The organism is Brevundimonas sp. NPDC055311 (assembly GCF_053645695.1).
The window spans coordinates 605672-622739 of the sequence record NZ_JBSHMV010000001.1 but is presented as its reverse complement, the minus strand read 5'-3'; the positions used below and the strand labels follow the sequence as shown (position 1 = coordinate 622739).

11 protein-coding genes are annotated in these 17068 nt (G+C 67.2%); all 11 read right to left on the bottom strand.

Features of this window, described 5'->3' with window-relative positions; translation table 11 throughout:
* Window positions 1-199: 199 nt before the first annotated feature.
* Entirely contained in the window at window positions 200-1321 is a 1122-nt protein-coding gene (locus tag ACWIDZ_RS02910) for a P1 family peptidase (RefSeq protein WP_453988327.1), read from the bottom strand.
* A complete protein-coding gene (locus ACWIDZ_RS02905; protein WP_343831133.1) occupies window positions 1318-2934 on the bottom strand; it encodes an ABC transporter ATP-binding protein in 1617 nt (538 codons plus the stop codon). The genes ACWIDZ_RS02910 and ACWIDZ_RS02905 overlap by 4 nt, the downstream gene beginning before the upstream one ends.
* Window positions 2935-2936: 2 nt before the next feature.
* Window positions 2937-3794 carry an ABC transporter permease gene (locus ACWIDZ_RS02900; RefSeq protein ID WP_453988328.1) on the bottom strand — a complete coding sequence of 286 codons (858 nt, stop codon included), beginning with the start codon at window positions 3792-3794 and terminating at the stop codon, window positions 2937-2939.
* The gene (locus ACWIDZ_RS02895) at window positions 3791-6412 is read right to left on the bottom strand and encodes an ABC transporter substrate-binding protein (protein WP_453988329.1); all 2622 of its coding nucleotides are present in this window, start codon (window positions 6410-6412) and stop codon (window positions 3791-3793) included. The genes ACWIDZ_RS02900 and ACWIDZ_RS02895 overlap by 4 nt, the downstream gene beginning before the upstream one ends.
* Window positions 6413-6497: 85 nt before the next feature.
* A complete protein-coding gene (locus tag ACWIDZ_RS02890; protein ID WP_453988330.1) occupies window positions 6498-7340 on the bottom strand; it encodes an acid phosphatase in 843 nt (280 codons plus the stop codon).
* Window positions 7341-7363: 23 nt separating this feature from the next.
* Window positions 7364-8944 carry an alkaline phosphatase D family protein gene (locus tag ACWIDZ_RS02885; protein ID WP_453988331.1) on the bottom strand — a complete coding sequence of 527 codons (1581 nt, stop codon included), beginning with the start codon at window positions 8942-8944 and terminating at the stop codon, window positions 7364-7366.
* Window positions 8945-9011: 67 nt separating this feature from the next.
* A complete protein-coding gene (locus ACWIDZ_RS02880; RefSeq protein WP_453988332.1) occupies window positions 9012-11213 on the bottom strand; it encodes a TonB-dependent receptor in 2202 nt (733 codons plus the stop codon).
* Between the two features lie 42 nt (window positions 11214-11255).
* The gene (locus ACWIDZ_RS02875) at window positions 11256-12587 is read right to left on the bottom strand and encodes an aminotransferase class III-fold pyridoxal phosphate-dependent enzyme (protein ID WP_453988333.1); all 1332 of its coding nucleotides are present in this window, start codon (window positions 12585-12587) and stop codon (window positions 11256-11258) included.
* Between the two features lie 133 nt (window positions 12588-12720).
* On the bottom strand, window positions 12721-14925 hold the full coding sequence (locus tag ACWIDZ_RS02870; protein WP_453988334.1) for a TonB-dependent receptor: 2205 nt from the start codon (window positions 14923-14925) through the stop codon (window positions 12721-12723).
* Window positions 14926-15207: 282 nt separating this feature from the next.
* Window positions 15208-15774 carry a cupin domain-containing protein gene (locus ACWIDZ_RS02865; RefSeq protein ID WP_291776380.1) on the bottom strand — a complete coding sequence of 189 codons (567 nt, stop codon included), beginning with the start codon at window positions 15772-15774 and terminating at the stop codon, window positions 15208-15210.
* A gap of 4 nt (window positions 15775-15778) precedes the next feature.
* Window positions 15779-17065, bottom strand: a complete 1287-nt coding sequence (locus ACWIDZ_RS02860) for an acetylornithine deacetylase/succinyl-diaminopimelate desuccinylase family protein (RefSeq protein WP_453988335.1) — start codon at window positions 17063-17065, stop codon at window positions 15779-15781.
* Window positions 17066-17068: the final 3 nt, after the last annotated feature.

The following is a 17068-nucleotide window of genomic DNA, read 5'->3' as shown; positions in this document are numbered from 1 at the left end:
TCCCGGCGGGAGAGGGCTTGAGCGCACGAGAGCGCAGCGATCGTTCTTGCGCGAAAGGATGAGGGGATTGTCCTGTCCGTCGGCGTAAGCCGTCGCGCAACGGCCTTTCGGCCGACTTCGCCCGCGAACCCTCACCCTTTCGCCTTAGCCAATCGCCTCCGGCTCTTGGAGGCTCAAGCCCTCTCCCAACAGGAGAGGGTTACATCTCCCGCCAGGTCTTGCCCGTCACGCCTTCATAGTTAGTCGCGTGATAGACGCCGCGCGCCACGGCGCGAGCCAGCACGTCGGCGGCGACGTTGCCGAGCTGAGCGACCACGACCTGACGCAGGGCCGGGTTGTCGATGGTCTTCTTGCCGGTGGACAGGCTGAACAGGGTGTCGCCGTCGAAGGGCGCGTGGGCGGGGCGGATGGCGCGGGCCATGCCGTCCTGAGCCATGATGGCCACGCGCTGAAGCTCCACGCGGGTCAGGGCCACGTCGGTGGCGATGCAGGCGATGGTGGTGTTCTCGCGCGGCTGGGGCCGGAACTTGGACAGGCCCCAGTCCTCTGCCGAGGCGTGCAGGCCGGACGACCCGAGGCCCCCGAACTCGTCGCCGATCTCATAGGGGGCGGCCCAGAAGCTCTTGCCGCCCGGCGCGATGACCGAGCCGACGCTGTTGACCGCGACGATGGCGCCGACCGTCCAACCCGCCTCCATGACCGCTGAGGCCGAGCCGATGCCGCCCTTCAGCGCGCCCGCTTCGGCGCCATAGCCCGCGCCCGCCGTGCCGAGGTCGAAGCGGTCGCCCGCCGCCTCCAGCGCCTGAACCGACAGGCGGCGATAGGGCGGCTCCATCTCCCACGCCTTGTTCCCGCCGTTGGCCAGATCATAGAGGCAGGCGGTCGGGATGATGGGCGAGGGGGGCACGCCCGGCGCCCCGCCCATGCCGTAGCCGCGCCCGCGCATCCCCATCCAAGCCGCCACGCTGTCGGCCGAGCCGAGGCCATAGACCGAGCCGCCCGACAGGATGATGGCGTCCACCTCCTGCACCAGGTTCTCGGGGCGCAGCACGTCGGTCTCGCGCCCGGCGGGGCCGCCGCCGCGCACGTCCACGGCGGCCGTGGCGGGCTTTTCGGCCAGGATGACGGTGACGCCGGTGCGGACGCCCGCGTCATGGGCCTGACCCACCTTAAGGCCCTCGACGTCGGTGATGAGGTTCAGCGGTCCGGTGCGACCGGACGCTCGGGCGGCGGACTGGGCGGCCGGTTTGGCGCTGGCGGCGCCGGCGGCGGAGGCTGCGGCGCCGATCAGGGCCGAGCCGAGGACGGTTCTGCGGTTCATCCGGCGGTTTCCTTTTCCAGAGCTTTATTGCGGACCAGATCCGGCGTCGCCGCCAGAAGTTTCTGCGTATAGGGGTGCGAAGGGGCGGCGAAGACGGCGGCCGTTTCGCCCTGTTCGACGATCTGTCCGGCCTGCATGACCAGCAGGCGATCGCTCACCGTGCGCACGACGCTGAGGTCGTGGGTGACGAAGAGGTAGGACAGGCTTAAGCGATCCGACAGGTCGGCCAGCAGGTCCAGCACCTGCGCCCGCACAGACACGTCCAGCGCCGAGACCGCCTCGTCCAGACAGATGACCGAGGGCTCGGTGATCAGGGCGCGGGCGATGGCGATGCGCTGGCGCTGACCGCCCGAGAACTCGTGCGGATAGCGGTCGGCGGCCGCGCTGTTCAGGCCGACGCGCTCCAGCATTTCATCGACGCGACGGCGGGCCTCGGCCGGGCTGGGGCGGGCGTCGAGCAGGTGGAAGTTCTCGGCCACCAGATCACTGACCTTCCAGCGCGGGTCGAAGCTGCCGTAGGGGTCCTGAAACACCACCTGAATGTCGCGGCGGATGGACTTCAGCGCGGCGCCGCGCGCGGCGGTGATGTCGCGGCCCTTGACCCGGACGCGGCCGCCTTGCGGCGTCTCCAGCGCGAGGATGGCGCGCAGCAGGGTGGACTTGCCGCAGCCGCTTTCGCCGACGAGGCCGACGCTCTCGCCGGGCTGGATCGACAGGCTGACCTGATCGACGGCGCGGAAGGCTTTGGACTTGCCGAACAGGGCGGGCGCGCCGCCGTATTCGCGCACCAGACCTTCGACCTGAAGCACGGGCGCGGCGTCGGCCTGCGGGACGCTGTGACGGGTCGGGGCGTGGGTGGCGTTGGCCAGCAGGCGCTGGGAATAGGCGTGGGCCATGCCGGTGCGGATGCGGTCGACGGGCGCTTCCTCGACCAGTTCGCCGTCCTTCATCACCGCCAGCCGGTCGGCGGTTTCGGACACGACGGCGAGGTCGTGGGTGATGAGAATCAGGCCCATGCCGTCCTCGCGCACCAGCCGCTTCAGCAGGTCCAGCACCTGAGCCTGCGTCGTCACGTCCAGCGCTGTCGTCGCTTCGTCGGCGATCAGCAGTTTCGGCGTCAGGGCGATGGCGATGGCGATGGCGACGCGCTGTCTCTGGCCGCCCGAGAGTTCGTGCGGAAAGCGGCCGAGCGGGAATTGTTCGGCGGGCAGGCCGACCCGATCCAGCACGGAACGGGCGACCGTCAGGGCCTCCTTGCGCGAGGTCTTCTTGTGCAGGCGCACTGTTTCGGCGACCTGATCGCCGATGGTCATGACAGGGTTTAGGGCCGTCATCGGCTCCTGGAAGATGATGCCCACGTCGCGGCCGCGCACCTTTTGCAGGGCGGCGTCGGGGGCGTTGGAGATGATCTGGCCGTTCAGGCGGATCTCGCCCGTCATGGTCGCGCGCGGCGGCGTCAGGCCCAGAACGGCCAGAGAGGTCATCGACTTGCCCGAGCCGCTCTCGCCGACAAGGCCGAGGATTTCGCCGGGGGCGACGGACAGGCTGACGGTCTTCAGGATCGGCGTCGAACCGATCGACAGGCTGAGGTCGCGGATATCGAGGACGGTCATGCTCAACGCTCCCGCCGCACGCGCGGGTCGAACAGGTCGCGCAGGCCGTCGCCGGTCAGGCTGAGGCCCAGCACGGTCACGAAGATGGCGAGGCCCGGCATGATGGCCAGCCACGGCGCGAAACCAATCATGGTCTGGGCCTCGGCCAGCATCCGGCCCCAACTGGGCGCGGGCGGTTGGGCGCCCAGTCCGACATAGGACAGGCCCGCCTCGGCGACGATGCCGACGGCGAATTGGATCGCCGCCTGCACGACCAGCAGGCTCATCAGATTGGGCAGGATGTGCTGGATCGAGATCAGGGCCCTGGACTTGCCCGCTGTGCGGGCGGCCAGAACATATTCGCGGGTCCACAGCCCTTGCGCCGCGCCGCGCGCCACGCGGGTGAAGACGGGGATGTTGAAGACGCCGATGGCGATGACGGCGTTGATCGCGCCCGGCCCCATGACGGCGGTGATCATCACGGCCAGCAGCAGGGCGGGGAAGGCGAAGATCAGGTCGTTGCCGCGCATGACCAGTTCGTCGATCCAGCCGCCGCGCGCCGCTGCGGTCAGGCCCAGAGGCGTGCCGACGCCGACGCCGATGCCGACGGCGACGAAGGCCACGATGAGCGAGTTCTGCGCCCCCGCCATGATCATCGACAGCACGTCGCGGCCGAAGTGGTCCGTGCCCATCCAGTGGGCGGCCGAGGGGGCGGTCAGCTTGGCGGCGATGTCCACCGCCTCGACGTCATAGGGCGTCCAGACGAGGGCCAGCAGGGCGGTCGCCAGCACCACGGCGGTCAGCGTGGCGCCGACGATCAACGACAGGGGCCAGCGCACGCGAGGCTTGGTTGGGGCGGTGATGGCAGGGGCGTCGGTCATGCGCGGCGTCCCCTCAGGCGCGGATCGGCGAACAGATAGGCCAGGTCGATCAGGAAGCTGACCAGAACCACGGCGAAGACCAGCACCACCACCACGCTCTGCACCACGATCAAATCGCGTTGGGTGATGGCTTGGAAGACCAGTCGGCCGAGGCCGGGCAGGGAGAAGACGTTCTCGATGATGATGCCGCCCGCCAGCAGGAAGGGAAACTGAAGGCCGAGGATGGTCAGGACCGGGATCCAGGCGTTGCGCAGGGCGTGTCGCCACAGGGCCTGGTTGACGCTCAGGCCCTTGGCGCGGGCGGTGCGGACATAGTCCTCGTTCATGGTGTCGAGCAGGGCGGTGCGCAGGACGCGCGCCAGAATGGCGGCCTGCGGCGCGGCCAGAGCCACGGCGGGCAGGATCAGGGCCTTGAAGGCGGGCCAGAAGCCGGCGCTCCAGCCGGGGAAGCCGCCCGCCGAGAACCAGCCCAGGTTCACCGAGAACAGCAGGATCAGCAGCATGGCGATCCAGAAGTTGGGCAGGGCGACCCCGACCTGGGTCACGCCGATCAGGCCGGTGTCGACGGCGGTTCCCCGGCGGCTGGCGGCGGTGACGCCGATGGGCAGGGCGACCAGCAGCGACAGGACGGTGGCCATCAGGGCCAGCGGCGCCGATACCGCCAGACGTTCGGCGATCAGGCCGCCGACCGGCACCTGATAGGTGTAGCTGGTCCCGAACTTTCCGGTCAGCAGGTCGCCGAGCCAGGCGAAGTAGCGCTCAAGGCCCGAGCCTTCGAGGCTCATCTGCTGACGCAGGGCGGCGATGCTCTCGGGGCTGGCGTTCAGCCCCATCATATAGCTGGCTGGATCTCCCGGCACGACCTGCAGCAGCAGGAAGATGACGATGGTCGCCGCCAGCAGCGTCAGCGCATGGCCCCCCAGCTTCTTCAGCAGCCAGGCCGCGCCGAAGCGCCAGGCGACGAAGGCGAGGAGCGCCGCGCCCGCGATCAGGCTGATCCACTCCCAGGGCAGGCCGCCGCCTGTGCGTTCGGCAGTCGCTGCGCCCGCTGCGCCTGCGCCGGTCCAGTAGGCGCCGGTGATGTCGTTGGCGGCGATGGGGCCGTTGATCCACAGGCCGTTGACGTCCGCCTTCCACACGCCGATGCGCGAGGACTGGAACAGGAAGCCGTTGACCGCATCATCGGCGATGCGGCGTTGCAGATCGCCCAGCAGGCGATTGCGCGTCGGCTCGTCGGGGGCGGCGTTTACTTCGGCCAGCAGGGCGTCAAAGGCGGGGCTGTCGTAGCCGAAATAGTAGTCCTTTCGGCCGTAGATGTCGTAATCCATCGGCTCGACGTGCTCGACGATGGTCAGGTCGAACTGGCGGCGCTTGAACACCTGATCCAGCCACTGGGCCCATTCCAGATTCTCGATCTTCGCGCGGATGCCCGCCTGCGCCAGTTGCGAGATCAGCACCTCGCCGCTGCGCCGGGCGTAGGGGCGCGGCGGCAGGCGCAGCGTCACGTCGATGCCGTTTGGATAGCCCGCCTCGGCCAGCAGGGCGCGCGCCTTGACGGGGTCGTGGGGATAGAGGCCGGTCAGGTCGACATAGCCCGGCGCCTGACGCGAATAGTGGCTGCCGATAGGCTGGCTGAAGCCGAACATGGCGCCCTGGATCAGGGCTTCGCGGTCGATGGCGTAGGACAGGGCGCGGCGCACCCGCACGTCATTGAATGGCGCCTTGGTGTTGTTGATCCCCAGAATGACCTTGCCCTCGGACGCGCCGACGACGACGCGAAAGCGCGGGTCGCGCTGGAACTGGGCCACGTTCTCGGGCGCAGGATAGTTGGGGAAGGCGTCCACGTCGCCCGCGCTGACGGCGGCGAAGGCGGCGGTCGGGTCGCTGATGAAGCGGAAGACGACGGTGTTCAGGCGAGGCGCAAGCCCCCAGTAGCCGTCGCGGCGGATCAAGGTCAGCTGGCTGCCGCGCTGCCAGCTCTGCAGCTTGAACGGGCCGGTGCCAATGGGGGTGACGGCGTTGGTCGCGGCGCTCTTGGGCGAGACCATGACCGCGTCGCCCCATGCCAGAACGTAGGGCAGGGTCGCCATCGGCCGCGACAGGTGGATGCGCAGAGTCGCCGGATCGACGACCTCGACGTTGCGGATCGGCTCGAACAGGGCCTTCTGGGCGTTGGTGGAGCCTTCGGCCGTGATGCGGTCGAGAGAGAATTTGGCGACGACGGCGTCGAACGGCGAGCCGTCCGAAAATGTCACGCCGTGCCGCAGGTGGAAGGTCCAGGTCAAGCCGTCGGGGGCGGCTTCCCACGACTCGGCCAGGGACGGGGCGACGGCGCCGTTTTGGGTCAGCCGGGTCAGGCCCTCAAACACGTTGGCGTAGACGACTTCGTCCACCGCCGCCGCTGCGCCCGAGGTCGGATCGAGGTTCGGCGGCTCCAGCGGCAGGCCGAGGATCAGACGGTCACGCGGCGCTTGCGCCTGAACCTGTTGCGCCGTCAGGCCCCAGACGAGGCACAGGGCCAGCGACAGCGCGAGCGTGATCAGGCCGGGCCGAAGCCCGCCGTTCCGGCCACGCCGTCGGGATGCTGTCGCGACGCGTGTCGCCCCTGTCTTCGTCACCTTCCCTCGATCCCCCCTTGCGACGTGGCTGATCTGCGTCAGCCTACGTCATGGCTTTCCCCTCACGCCATTGATTAAGCGCGTCTCACCACGGCTGGCGCGCCAGAGAGGCGGGGCAGGCGGCGGTCGCCTCCGTCGCGGCGGCGCGGGCGGCGTCGAACTCTTGCTTTGCGCGGGCGAAGTCGGCCTGGAACGCCGGGTCGGCCTTCAGCCGGGTGACGATGGTCGCGCCGACGATCCGGCCCGCCTCGACGTCGCTGGGATAGTGGACGCCGCAGACGGCGCGGCTTTCGCCATAGGCCAGGCCGCGACGCAGGATGGCATCGGCGCGGTCGGGCGCCAGTTCCGCCAGCACCAGCGCCCAGGCCCAGCCCAGCGCCGAGTGACCCGACGGATAGGAGCCGCTGGCGCCCAGCCAGCTTTCCGGCGCGATGCAGGTCGGCAGGGGCTCGACCACGAAGGGGCGCTTGCGGAAGTAACCCTTCTTGGCCGGGGTCTGGATCATCTCCAGATCGCCCAGCATCTTGCCCATCAGCAGGGTGAGCGTCGGCATCTTCTCCGGCTCGAACTTGAAGCCGAGGGCGCAGTCGAAGGCGCGCGGGGCGCCGGGCGTTTCGATCTCATTGTCGGCGCGGGCGATGGCCCAGCGTTCGGTCCCTTCCAGCGATCGCATGGCTCGATAGGCGGCGATGTCGGCCTGTTCGCGCAGGGAGCCTTCGGCAGGCGGCGGCGGCAGGAAGTTGGCGGCGTTGGGCGTATTCTCGGCCGTCAGATAGCCGTGCGGGTGGTCGCGGAAGCCTTGCCAGAAGGTTGTGGGCGCCGGCGCGACGACCGCCGCCGTCTGCGTCGAAACCGCGCCGGCGCAACCGCCCAGGGCGAGAGCGAGGCTCATCGCGATGAGAGAGGACGCAAGGCGCGGCGTGGTCATGGGGAAACTCCGGTGGAAGAGGATCATGCGGCGACGGCGCCGGGGCGGCCCGATTCAACGGTCCAGGATTTTAGGGTCGACAGGCTGGCCTTGGGATCGCGCACGTCGCTGATGACCTGATAGCGCGTATCCATGCGGTCGGGGCGCACGTCGATCGACATATAGCCGCGCGGGCGGCTGTCGAAGAATTTCACCTGCGGATTATTGGGCATGACGGCCATAAGCCCGTCGTAGCTGGGGCCGGTCGAGGTGATGGAGGTTCCGACGAACTCGGTCGCCACGGTGGCCGATGACGGGTCGCGGCTGTCCAGCTTCACGTCATTGGTCCAGAAGGAGTGGTAGTCGCCGCTGAGCACCACCGGGTTGGACGGCTTCAACTCGGACAGGGCGCCGGTCAGGCGGTCGCGCGCGGCGGGGAAGCCGTCCCAGGTGTCGGTCCAGTAGCGGTTTTCCTCGGCCGGGCTGCGGGCCAGACGCAGGCCCGCCATGACCAGATTCTGGCCCAGGATATTCCAACGCGCCTCGGCGCGGGCCAGGCCGTCATAGAGCCAACGCTCCTGCTCGAAGCCGAGGAAGGTGCGCGACGGGTCCAGCCGGTCGGTGCAGGTCGCGTCGGTGACGATCTGGCCCTTGCCGCCGTTCTCGCTATCGCTGCACGGCTGTTTCGAACGGTATTGGCGGCCGTCCAGCATGAAGAACTCGGCGAGGTTGCCGTAGCGGACGCGGCGATAGATCGGCATCTGCAGCGCTGCGCTCAGGCGCGTGCGGCGGATCGGCATGGCCTCATAGAAGGCCTGATAGGCGGCGGCGCGACGTTGCAGGAAGTCGTTGGGCGACACCCCCGACACCTTGGACCAGACGCCGGAATAGTCGTCCTGAACCTCGTGGTCGTCCCACACGGCGATACAGGGGGCGACGGCGTGCAGCCGCTGCAGGTTGGCATCCGTCTTGTGTAGGGCGTAGCGGTTGCGATAGCCCGCCAGCGATGTCGCTTCCTCGAGGTTGTAAGGGCGCACCACCTGGTCGGCGCGGTCCGGCCCCAGGCTGTATTCATAGATGTAGTCGCCCAGGAACAGGGTCAGGTCGGGCTGCTCGTCGGCCATATGGCCATAGGCGCTGAAATAGCCGCGCTCCCAGTGCGAGCAGGAGGCGACGGCCAGACGAAGCTGGTCGGCGGCGGCGTTGGGGGCGGGCGTGGTCAGGACCCGGCCGGTCGGGCTCTGCTGGCCCTGGGCGGTAAAGCGATACCAGTAGGGGCGGTGAGGGCTGAGGCCCGCGACCTCGACATGGACGCTGTGCGCCGCGTCGGTCGAGGCGGTCACATTCCCGGCGGCGACGATGCGGCGGAACTGGTCGTCGGCGGAGACTTCCCAGCGTACGGGGATGGCGCCCGACAAGCCGCCAAGCCCATCGGCGGCCAGGGGATCAGCCGCCAGCCGGGTCCAGATGACGAAGCCGTCGTGGGCCGGGTCGCCGCTGGCGACGCCGAGCGGGAACAGATAGGCGCCGCCCGCCTGCGCACGGCCGAAACTGAGCACGGCGGGCGCGACGACCAGACCCGTCAACAGGGCGCGGCGATCAAGGCGGGAAGTCGGAAAGGACATCAGCTCATCAGTCAAAAGGCGCAAGGCGGGCCAGCCGAAACCGACCCGTCCTGCTTGGGAGGAAGCCTTAGAAGTCCATCGACAGGCGCACGCCGTAGGTGCGGCCCTGGCTGGGCGAGGTGGTCGGCCGCGACGAGCTGTTGAAGCCGTTGCGGGTCTCTTCGTAGTAGGTGTTGAACATATTGCGCACCCACAGGCCCGCCCGCCAGTTGGCCCCGGCCGGTGAAACGCTGAAGTTGGAGTTCCACAGCCAGAAGGGCTCGATGATCGACGAGGCGCTGAGCGAGTAGAGCTCGTCGCGATAGTTGTAGTTGGTCTCGGCGCGAAGCTCCCAGCCCGCCATTTCCCAGTCATAGGAGATGGCGCCGCCGTAGTTCATCTTGGGGAAGGCCAGGCGTTCGCCGGAGCGGTCGTTGGTGATGATGACGTCCCAGGGGCCGTCGACCGGGTTGGCGGCGTCGGTCGCCGGTCCGTCGATGGCGTTGTATTCATCATACTCGCCGGTCTTGTAACCGATGTTCTGGCTGATGGTCAGGCCGTCCATCGGCACCCAGGTCAGCTCGATCTCGCCGCCCATGATGTGCGACTTGGGCACGTTGGTGATCTTGCCGAGCCGGCCGGTGTCGCGGTCGTATTCCAGCCCCTGAACCTGCTGGTCCTTGTAGTCATAGTAGAACAGGGCGCCGTTCAATCGCAGGCGGCGATCGAACAGGTCGGACTTGATGCCCGCCTCATAGGCAATGACGATTTCCGGCTTGAACGGGGTCGCAGAGGTGGCGTTGTAGGTGGTGAAACCGCCGGATTTCACGCCGCGCGCCAGGCTGGCGTAGAGCAGGGCGTCATCGGTGACCTTATACTCCAGCCCCAGTCGACCAGAGACTTCGTTGAGGTCGGTGTCGTAGGTGACGGCGGGCGGCGGCGGATTGGGCGCGACATAGGTGCCGCCGCTCTTGAGCGTCCGCTCTTCCGTTTCCCAGCGCAGGCCAGCGATCAGGTTCAGCCGCTCGTTCACCTGATAGGAGTTGTGGGTGAAGATGCCGAAGGCCGAGACGCTTTGATCATAGGCGGTGTCGATGAGGTTCGGGTTGCCCCGGAACTCGGTGTAGAAGCCGCCGTCGATGCTTTCGTCGGCATAGTGGGCGCCGACCATCCAGTTGAACGGGCCGTCGCCGTTCGAACTCAGGCGCAGTTCTTGAGCAAAGACGTCGATGTCATTGTAAAAGAGGACGTTCGACTCGTGGAAGCGGGTGCTGTCCCAGTCGTTGAATTCGCTGCGCGAGAAGGTCTGATAGGCGGTGATCGACGTCAGGTCGGCCCAGCCGAGATCGGCGCGGATGCGGGCGTTGATGTCGAACCCGTCGTTGTCGCGGAACGGCTTGGCGTTGGTCGAGACGCCGGCTTTGGCGGCCAGTTGCGGTGAAATCCCCCAGCCGGTGATGCGCCACGCCGTGTCCTTGGGATAGGTCACGCTGCCGTCGGCGACGGTGTAGGGGCCCAGCAGGCGGAAGCCGCGGCCATCCGACTTGTCGATCGAATAGGTGGCGGCCAGGTCGACGGTGACGGTCTCGCTGGCGTCCCAGGTCAGGCGGCCGCGGATGGCGGTCTTGTCGAGGTCGCCCAGCTTTTCGCCGGTGTCGCGGTGATACTGCCAGGCGCCGCCCTGTTCGGTGACGGCGGCCAGGCGGCCCAGCAGGTTGGGCGCGATCTGGCCCGAGACATAGCCCTCGACTTTGAAGCGGTCGAAGGTGCCGTATTCGGCGTTGAAGCCGGCCTGGAAGTCGGCCGTGGGGGTGTTGGTGATGATGTTGACCGCGCCGCCGGTGGTGTTGCGGCCGTACAGGGTGCCCTGCGGTCCGCGCAGGACTTCCATGCGGGCGATGTCGAACAGGGCGCTCTGCGTGGTCACCGTATAGGGGTGGGCCACCTCATCGACATAGATGCCGACGGTCGAGGCGTTGTTGGACGAATATTCGCGCGCGCCGATGCCGCGGATGCGGAACTGGGGCTGGCCGCCGCCGAACTGGCTGTCGACCTCCATGTTGGGCACGGCGTTTTCCAGGTCATTGACGACCGAGATGCCTTTTTCATCCAGTTGCTCGCCGCCGATGACGCTGAGGGAGACGCCCACGTCCTGGCTGGCCTGCTCACGCCGCTGCGCGGTGACGATGATCTCGTCGACGCGCGTAGCCTGATCCCCAGATCGAGTCTCGCTTTGAGCGTCTGCGTTAGAGAAGGCGGCTATAGTCAGTAAGCTGACAGAAGACGCCAAGATATACTTCTTCATCTCATCCCCCTCAATACCATTGGTATTCTAAGGTGTGTTTTCTATTATGTTGGAAAGTCGATCGATCAACTCGTCGATCTGAGCGTGGCTGATAATCAAGGGAGGCGACAGCGCGATGACATCTGCCGTCACCCGTACTAAAATTCCGTCGTCAAACGCCTGGTGGAACACCTCCGTCGCGCGGGCGCCGGGCGCGCCGGGGCGCGGAGCGAGCTCGATTCCTGCGACCAGGCCCAGGTCGCGGATGTCGATGACGTGGGGCAGGCCCCTCAGGCTGTGCACCGCGTCCTGCCAGTAAGGCGTCAGTTCGGCCGCGCGCTGGAACAGGCCTTCGCTCTCATAGACGTCCAGCGTGGCCAGCCCCGCCGCCGCCGCCAGCGGGTGGCCGGAATAGGTGTAGCCGTGGAAGAACTCGATGCCCGGCCCCGCCGCGCCCTCGACCACCGACTGATAGACTGCGCGGCTGACGCCGACGGCGCCCATCGGCACGGCGCCGTTGGTCAGCCCCTTGGCGCAGGTCATCAGGTCGGGCGTGACGCCCAGGGCCTCGGCCGCCGTCAGGGCGCCCAGACGGCCGAAGCCGGTGATGACCTCGTCGAAGATCAGCAGGATGCCGTGCCGCGCCGTGATCTCGCGCAGACGCTCCAGATAGCCGATCGGCGGCACGATCACCCCGGCCGAGCCGGACATGGGCTCGACGATGACGGCGGCGATGGTTTCGGCGCCATGGGTCTCGATCAGGGCCTCCAACTCATCGGCCAGATGCAGGCCCCAGACCGGCTGGCCGCGTGTGAAGGCGGCCTCGTCCAGATTGAGCGTGTGCGACAGGTGGTCGACGCCGGGCAGGGTGGGGAAGCCGCGCCGGTTGTTCTCCAGTCCGCCGACGGAAATGCCGCCGAAGCCGACCCCGTGATAGCCCTTCTGACGGCCGATCAGACGGGTGCGGTTCTCGAAACCCCTGGCGCTCTGACAGGCGAGTGCGATCTTCAGGGCGGTGTCTACGGCCTCTGACCCCGACCCGGCGAAGAAGACGTGGTTCAGGTCGCCCGGCAGCAGCATCCCCAGCCGCGACGCCAGCTCGAACGCCAGCGGATGCCCCAGCTGAAAGGTCGGTGCGTAGTCCAGGATCTCCGCCTGGCGCTGGATCGCCTCGACGATCGGCTGGCGGGCGTGCCCGGCGTTGACGCACCACAGGCCCGCCGTGCCGTCCAGCACCGCCCGGCCGTCCGGCGTAAAGTAGTGCATGCCCCTGGCCGAGGCGAACAGGCGGGGCTGCGCCTTGAAGGCGCGGTTCGCCGTGAACGGCATCCAGAAGGGATCAAGGTCGTTTGCGGCCTTGCCTGCGCTTGCAGCGGTCATGCGGTCATCCTCTGTCTTTCGCCAGTAGCGGCCGAACCGCAACGAAAGGGAAGACTGTTACTTCCGTGATTTAATGTGCGGATAAATATAGACAATTTACCCGCGTGCTCGATTTTTTGAGCGGGCCGAACGCTCAGTAGCGAAGCGTCAGCCGCGCGCCGATCGTGCGGGGACGGCCCGGCTGGGCGATGTCTGCGCTGGTGAAGAAGTTGCGCGTCAGGTCGTAATCCTGATCGAACAGGTTGCGAGCCCAGAAGGCGATGGACCAGTCGGCGTCTTCAGGCCCCACGGTGATGCTGGCGTTGGCCAGCCAATAGGCCTCGACATCGTATTTGGCGCCCAGCCAGGACGGGTATTCGTCGCGATAGCTGTAGTTGGCCTCGGCCGTGACGGCGAAGCCGCTGACCGTCCAGTCGTAGCTGACCGATCCGCCGTAGGACCACGCGGGGAAGGGGATGTTCTGGCCCGACTTGTCGATATAGGCGGTGACGGGCGGCGTCTGCTGGCAGGCGCCGATGTTCAGGTCGACGAAGTCGGTGTATTCGCCCTTCTTGTAGCTGAGGTTCTGGCTGATCCGCAGACCGGCTGTGGGGCGGAAAACGCCCTCGAGCTCCGCGCCGTAAATCTTGGAATCGGCGTTGGTGAAGCGGCCGACCGGGCCGTTGGCGCCGCAGACGGCCGACAGCACCTGCTGGCCGTTGTAGTCGTAGTAATAGGCCGCGCCGTTGATCTGGACCGCACGCGACGGGTCGGCCTTGAAGCCGAGCTCATAGGCCCACAGAATTTCCGGATCGAAGGGTTCGATGCCGCTGCTGTCGCCAGTGTTGTAGGTGGTGAAGCCGCCCGACTTGGCGCCCCGGCTGGCCGAACCGTAGAGCAGGACATTGTCAGCGGGTTTGAACTCCAGCGCCGCCTTGCCGGTCAGCGGGGTCATCTTGGTGTCGACGCTGGTCGGGGGCAGGGCGGCGGCGCCGCCGAAGGCCGAGCCGAAGCCTTGAAGCTCGCGGGTTTCTTCCTCGTAGCGCAGGCCCAGGATGGCCTTCCACCGCTCGGAGAAGGCGTATTCGGCCTGACCGAACAGGCTCCAGGACTCGACCTTCTGGTCGTAGGTGACCTGGGCGTAGGTGCCGTAGATGTCGATGAAGTCCGAGAAGTAGCGTTCGTTAAGGTCCTGTTTCGAATAGTAGAAACCGGCTACCCAGGTCAGGGGGCTGTCGTTGTCCGAGGCCAGACGCAGTTCCTGCGACAGGACATTCACATCGCTGCCGAAGAAGGTGTCGGCCTCGACCGAGGCGCTGGAATCCCAGTCGCCGTATTCGCTGCGGTCCAGAGTCTCATAGCTGGTGATGCTGGACAGGTTCATGCCCTTGAGCGCCAGATTGGCGTTCAGCGAGGCGCCCCAGGATGAGTTATCCCGACCGGGCTTGGCGTTCACGTCGCGGCCGATGGCGTCAGCAAAACGCTGCGACAGGCCCCATCCGGTCTTGGAGCGGTCCTTATCGGCGGGGATGAGGTAGCTGGGGCGGTTGATCGCGCCGGTGTGCAGGTCGCTGATCAGATACAGGCCCTGGTTCTCGGACTTGTCGACGCCGCCGTGGACGTCGAGCAGGGCCGTGAAGGTCTCATTGGGCGTCCATTCCAGCAGGGCGCGGGCGCCGGTGCGGTCGGCGTCCCCCAGGCTTTCGCCCGTGTCGCGGTTTCGCTGCCAGGCGCCGCCCTGTTCGGTCGAGACGGCCAGACGGCCGCGCAGGGTTTCGGCCAGCGGGCCGGAGACATAGCCCTCGCCCCGGAACAGGTTGTGGCTGCCCCATTCGGTCATCAGCCCGGTGGACAGGTCTTCGGTCGGGCGTTTGGTGACGAAGCTTATGGCGCCGCCGGTGGTGTTGCGGCCGTACAGGGTGCCCTGCGGGCCGCGCAGCACCTCGACCCGGTCGATGTCGAAGATCAGCCCCTGGGTCATGACCGGGACCGGATAGGCGACCTCGTTCACATAGACGCCGACGGTGGGCGAGTTGTTGGAGGCGTAGTCCTGAAAGCCGACGCCGCGCATCCGGAACTGGGCCGCGCCGCCGCCGAAGGCCGGTTCGACCTCCAGATTGGGGGTGGCGTTCTGAAGCTGGTTGACGTTGGTGACGCCCTGCTGCGTCAGGCTTTCGCCGCTGAGGACGCTGAGGGCGATGCCGACATCCTGAGCCGCCTGTTCGCGCCGCTGGGCGGTGACGATGACCTCATCGACCGTCGTGGCGGTCGGTTCGTCGGGCGCGCGCTGCGCGGCGACGGAGGTGGCGGACAGGGCGAGCAGGGCCCCGGCGGAAACGCTGACCATCAGACGATTCATCGTCTTCCTCCCCATGAGGCCGCCGCAGTCTTTAAAGCCGCGTTCAGCCGTCGCGACCGGCACAACCCGATCGCTGAACTATCTCCGCTGCCGATATCTTGTGCAATGCAGCATCTACACGCAGTAGCAGTGATCGGCCGCGAAAAACCCTCTTCCCTCAGGGATCAGTAGTCGCCTGATGGCGAATTTGGGCAAGGCTGTTTCTTTGTTGGCCTATATCCCTGTCTGATATGGGGAAAATATTCCAATGATCGGAATACTGATCATTCGCAACGGCGCCCCTCAGAAGGTCGGCGGCGTGCAGGCGCTGATGACCACGCAGGGGACGTCGCCGATGTTGCGGAAGCGGTGCTGCAGGACGCTGGGGAACAGGTAGCCTTCGCCCGCCTTGAGCACGCGCGACTGGCCGTCGACGGTGACTTCAAGACGGCCCGAGATGATCATGCCGCCCTCTTCGCCCTCGTGGGACAGCATGACCCGGCCGCTGTCCGAACCGGGCTGATAGGTCTCGTACAGGATCTGCAGGCTGGAATCCTGGCTGGAGCCCAGCTGACGGTAGGAGACGTCCCCGCGCGAGATGTCGGTCAGTTCGTCGTGGCGATAGAAGTATTTGGTCGGGGTCTCGAACTCCGAGCTGAAGAAGTCGCCCAGCGATATGCCGGCCGCGTCCAGCAGTCGTTTCAGCGATCCGACTGAGGGGCTGGTGCGGCCGCTCTCGACCAGGCTGACGGTGCTGGACGGCACCCCGGCCTTGCGGGCGAGCGCCCGTTGCGACAGGCCGAGGCGGTCCCGAAGGGCGCGCAGGCGCGGGCCGATGATGTTCTCTTCTTCAGTATCGCCGCGCGCCATTTCGTCAGCTCCGCTTGCGGGTCAGCAGATCATAGGCCGCCCTTGCCATGACCTTGGCCGAGTTGCTCATGTCGTCGATGCCGACCCATTCGTCCGGCTGGTGCGCCAGATCCAGCACGCCGGGGCCGTAGGCGATGCAGTCCTTCAGCTTGCCGATGCGGTCGATGTGCTTCTGGTCATAGGTGCCGGGCGAGCAGACGAACTGGGCCTTCTTGCCCAGCACGGTTTCGATGGCGGCGGCCGTCGTGCTGGCGACGGGACCGTCGCGGTCGGCCATGCTGGGCGCCACCTGGAACAGGTCGCGCATCTCATAGCGGAAGCCGTGGCGCTGGGCCGCCAGTCCGTCGAGGATGGCCTTCACCTCGCCCTTCACCTCCTCCAGCGTCTCTTCGATCAGGAAGCGACGGTCGATGACCATGCGGCTGGAATCGGCGACGCAGGGTGCGGGCAGGCCGTCAAAGCCCTCGGCCTGTCCGCCATGGATCGAGTTGATGTTCATGGTCGACTGGCGGGCGCCCTCGGGCACCACCGGCATGTCGGAATGGCGGGCGGCCATGGCGGGGTAGAGCTTGCTCTCGAACTCTTCCATCACCGCGCCCATGTGGCGAATGGCGGAGTCGCCCAGGAAGGGCATGGAGCCGTGGGCGATGCGGCCCTTGGTCTCGATCTCGGCCCACCAGACGCCGCGGTGGCCGATGCAGACCCGATCCACGTTCAGCGGCTCGGGGATGATGACGTGATTGACTCGCGGCTCGGAGAACCAGCCGCGCTCGGCCAGGTAGGCGACGCCGCCGTAGCCGCCGGACTCCTCGTCCACCGTGCCGGAGATTTCCAGCGCGCCGGGCAAGGGCAGGCCGGAATCGATCAGGGCCTCGACCGCGATGATGGAGGCGGCCAGCCCGCCCTTCATGTCGCAGGCGCCCCGGCCATAGACGCGGCCGTTCTTCACCTCGCCGCCGAAGGGATCGACGGTCCAGCCAGACCCGACCTCGACCACGTCGATATGGCTGTTGAAGTGGACGCAAGGACCGGGTTCGGAGCCGGTCCAGCGGGCGATGACATTGGTCCGCGGATATTTGTCGCTGTCGCCCGGCGAGCCTTCGCCGCGCACATATTCGACGGTGAAGCCGCGCTTCTTCAGCCGCTCGCCGATGTATTCGGCGCAGGGGCGATAGGCCTCGCCCGGCGGGTTGATGGTCGGGAAGCGGATCAGGTCCTGCGTCAGGGCGACCAGTTCGTCGGTGCGGCCGTCGATCAGGTCCATGACGGTCTGCATTGTGGGGGCGCTCATCGG

Bases quoted from the DNA above. Each gene is read 5' to 3' on its own strand.
- ACWIDZ_RS02910 (WP_453988327.1), bottom strand. From the start codon at position 1,321: ATGAACCGCAGAACCGTCCTCGGCTCGGCCCTGATCGGCGCCGCAGCC.
- ACWIDZ_RS02905 (WP_343831133.1), bottom strand. From the start codon at position 2,934: ATGACCGTCCTCGATATCCGCGACCTCAGCCTGTCGATCGGTTCGACG.
- ACWIDZ_RS02900 (WP_453988328.1), bottom strand. From the start codon at position 3,794: ATGACCGACGCCCCTGCCATCACCGCCCCAACCAAGCCTCGCGTGCGC.
- ACWIDZ_RS02890 (WP_453988330.1), bottom strand. From the start codon at position 7,340: ATGACCACGCCGCGCCTTGCGTCCTCTCTCATCGCGATGAGCCTCGCT.
- ACWIDZ_RS02885 (WP_453988331.1), bottom strand. From the start codon at position 8,944: ATGTCCTTTCCGACTTCCCGCCTTGATCGCCGCGCCCTGTTGACGGGT.
- ACWIDZ_RS02875 (WP_453988333.1), bottom strand. From the start codon at position 12,587: ATGACCGCTGCAAGCGCAGGCAAGGCCGCAAACGACCTTGATCCCTTC.
- ACWIDZ_RS02870 (WP_453988334.1), bottom strand. From the start codon at position 14,925: ATGAATCGTCTGATGGTCAGCGTTTCCGCCGGGGCCCTGCTCGCCCTG.
- ACWIDZ_RS02865 (WP_291776380.1), bottom strand. From the start codon at position 15,774: ATGGCGCGCGGCGATACTGAAGAAGAGAACATCATCGGCCCGCGCCTG.
- ACWIDZ_RS02860 (WP_453988335.1), bottom strand. From the start codon at position 17,065: ATGAGCGCCCCCACAATGCAGACCGTCATGGACCTGATCGACGGCCGC.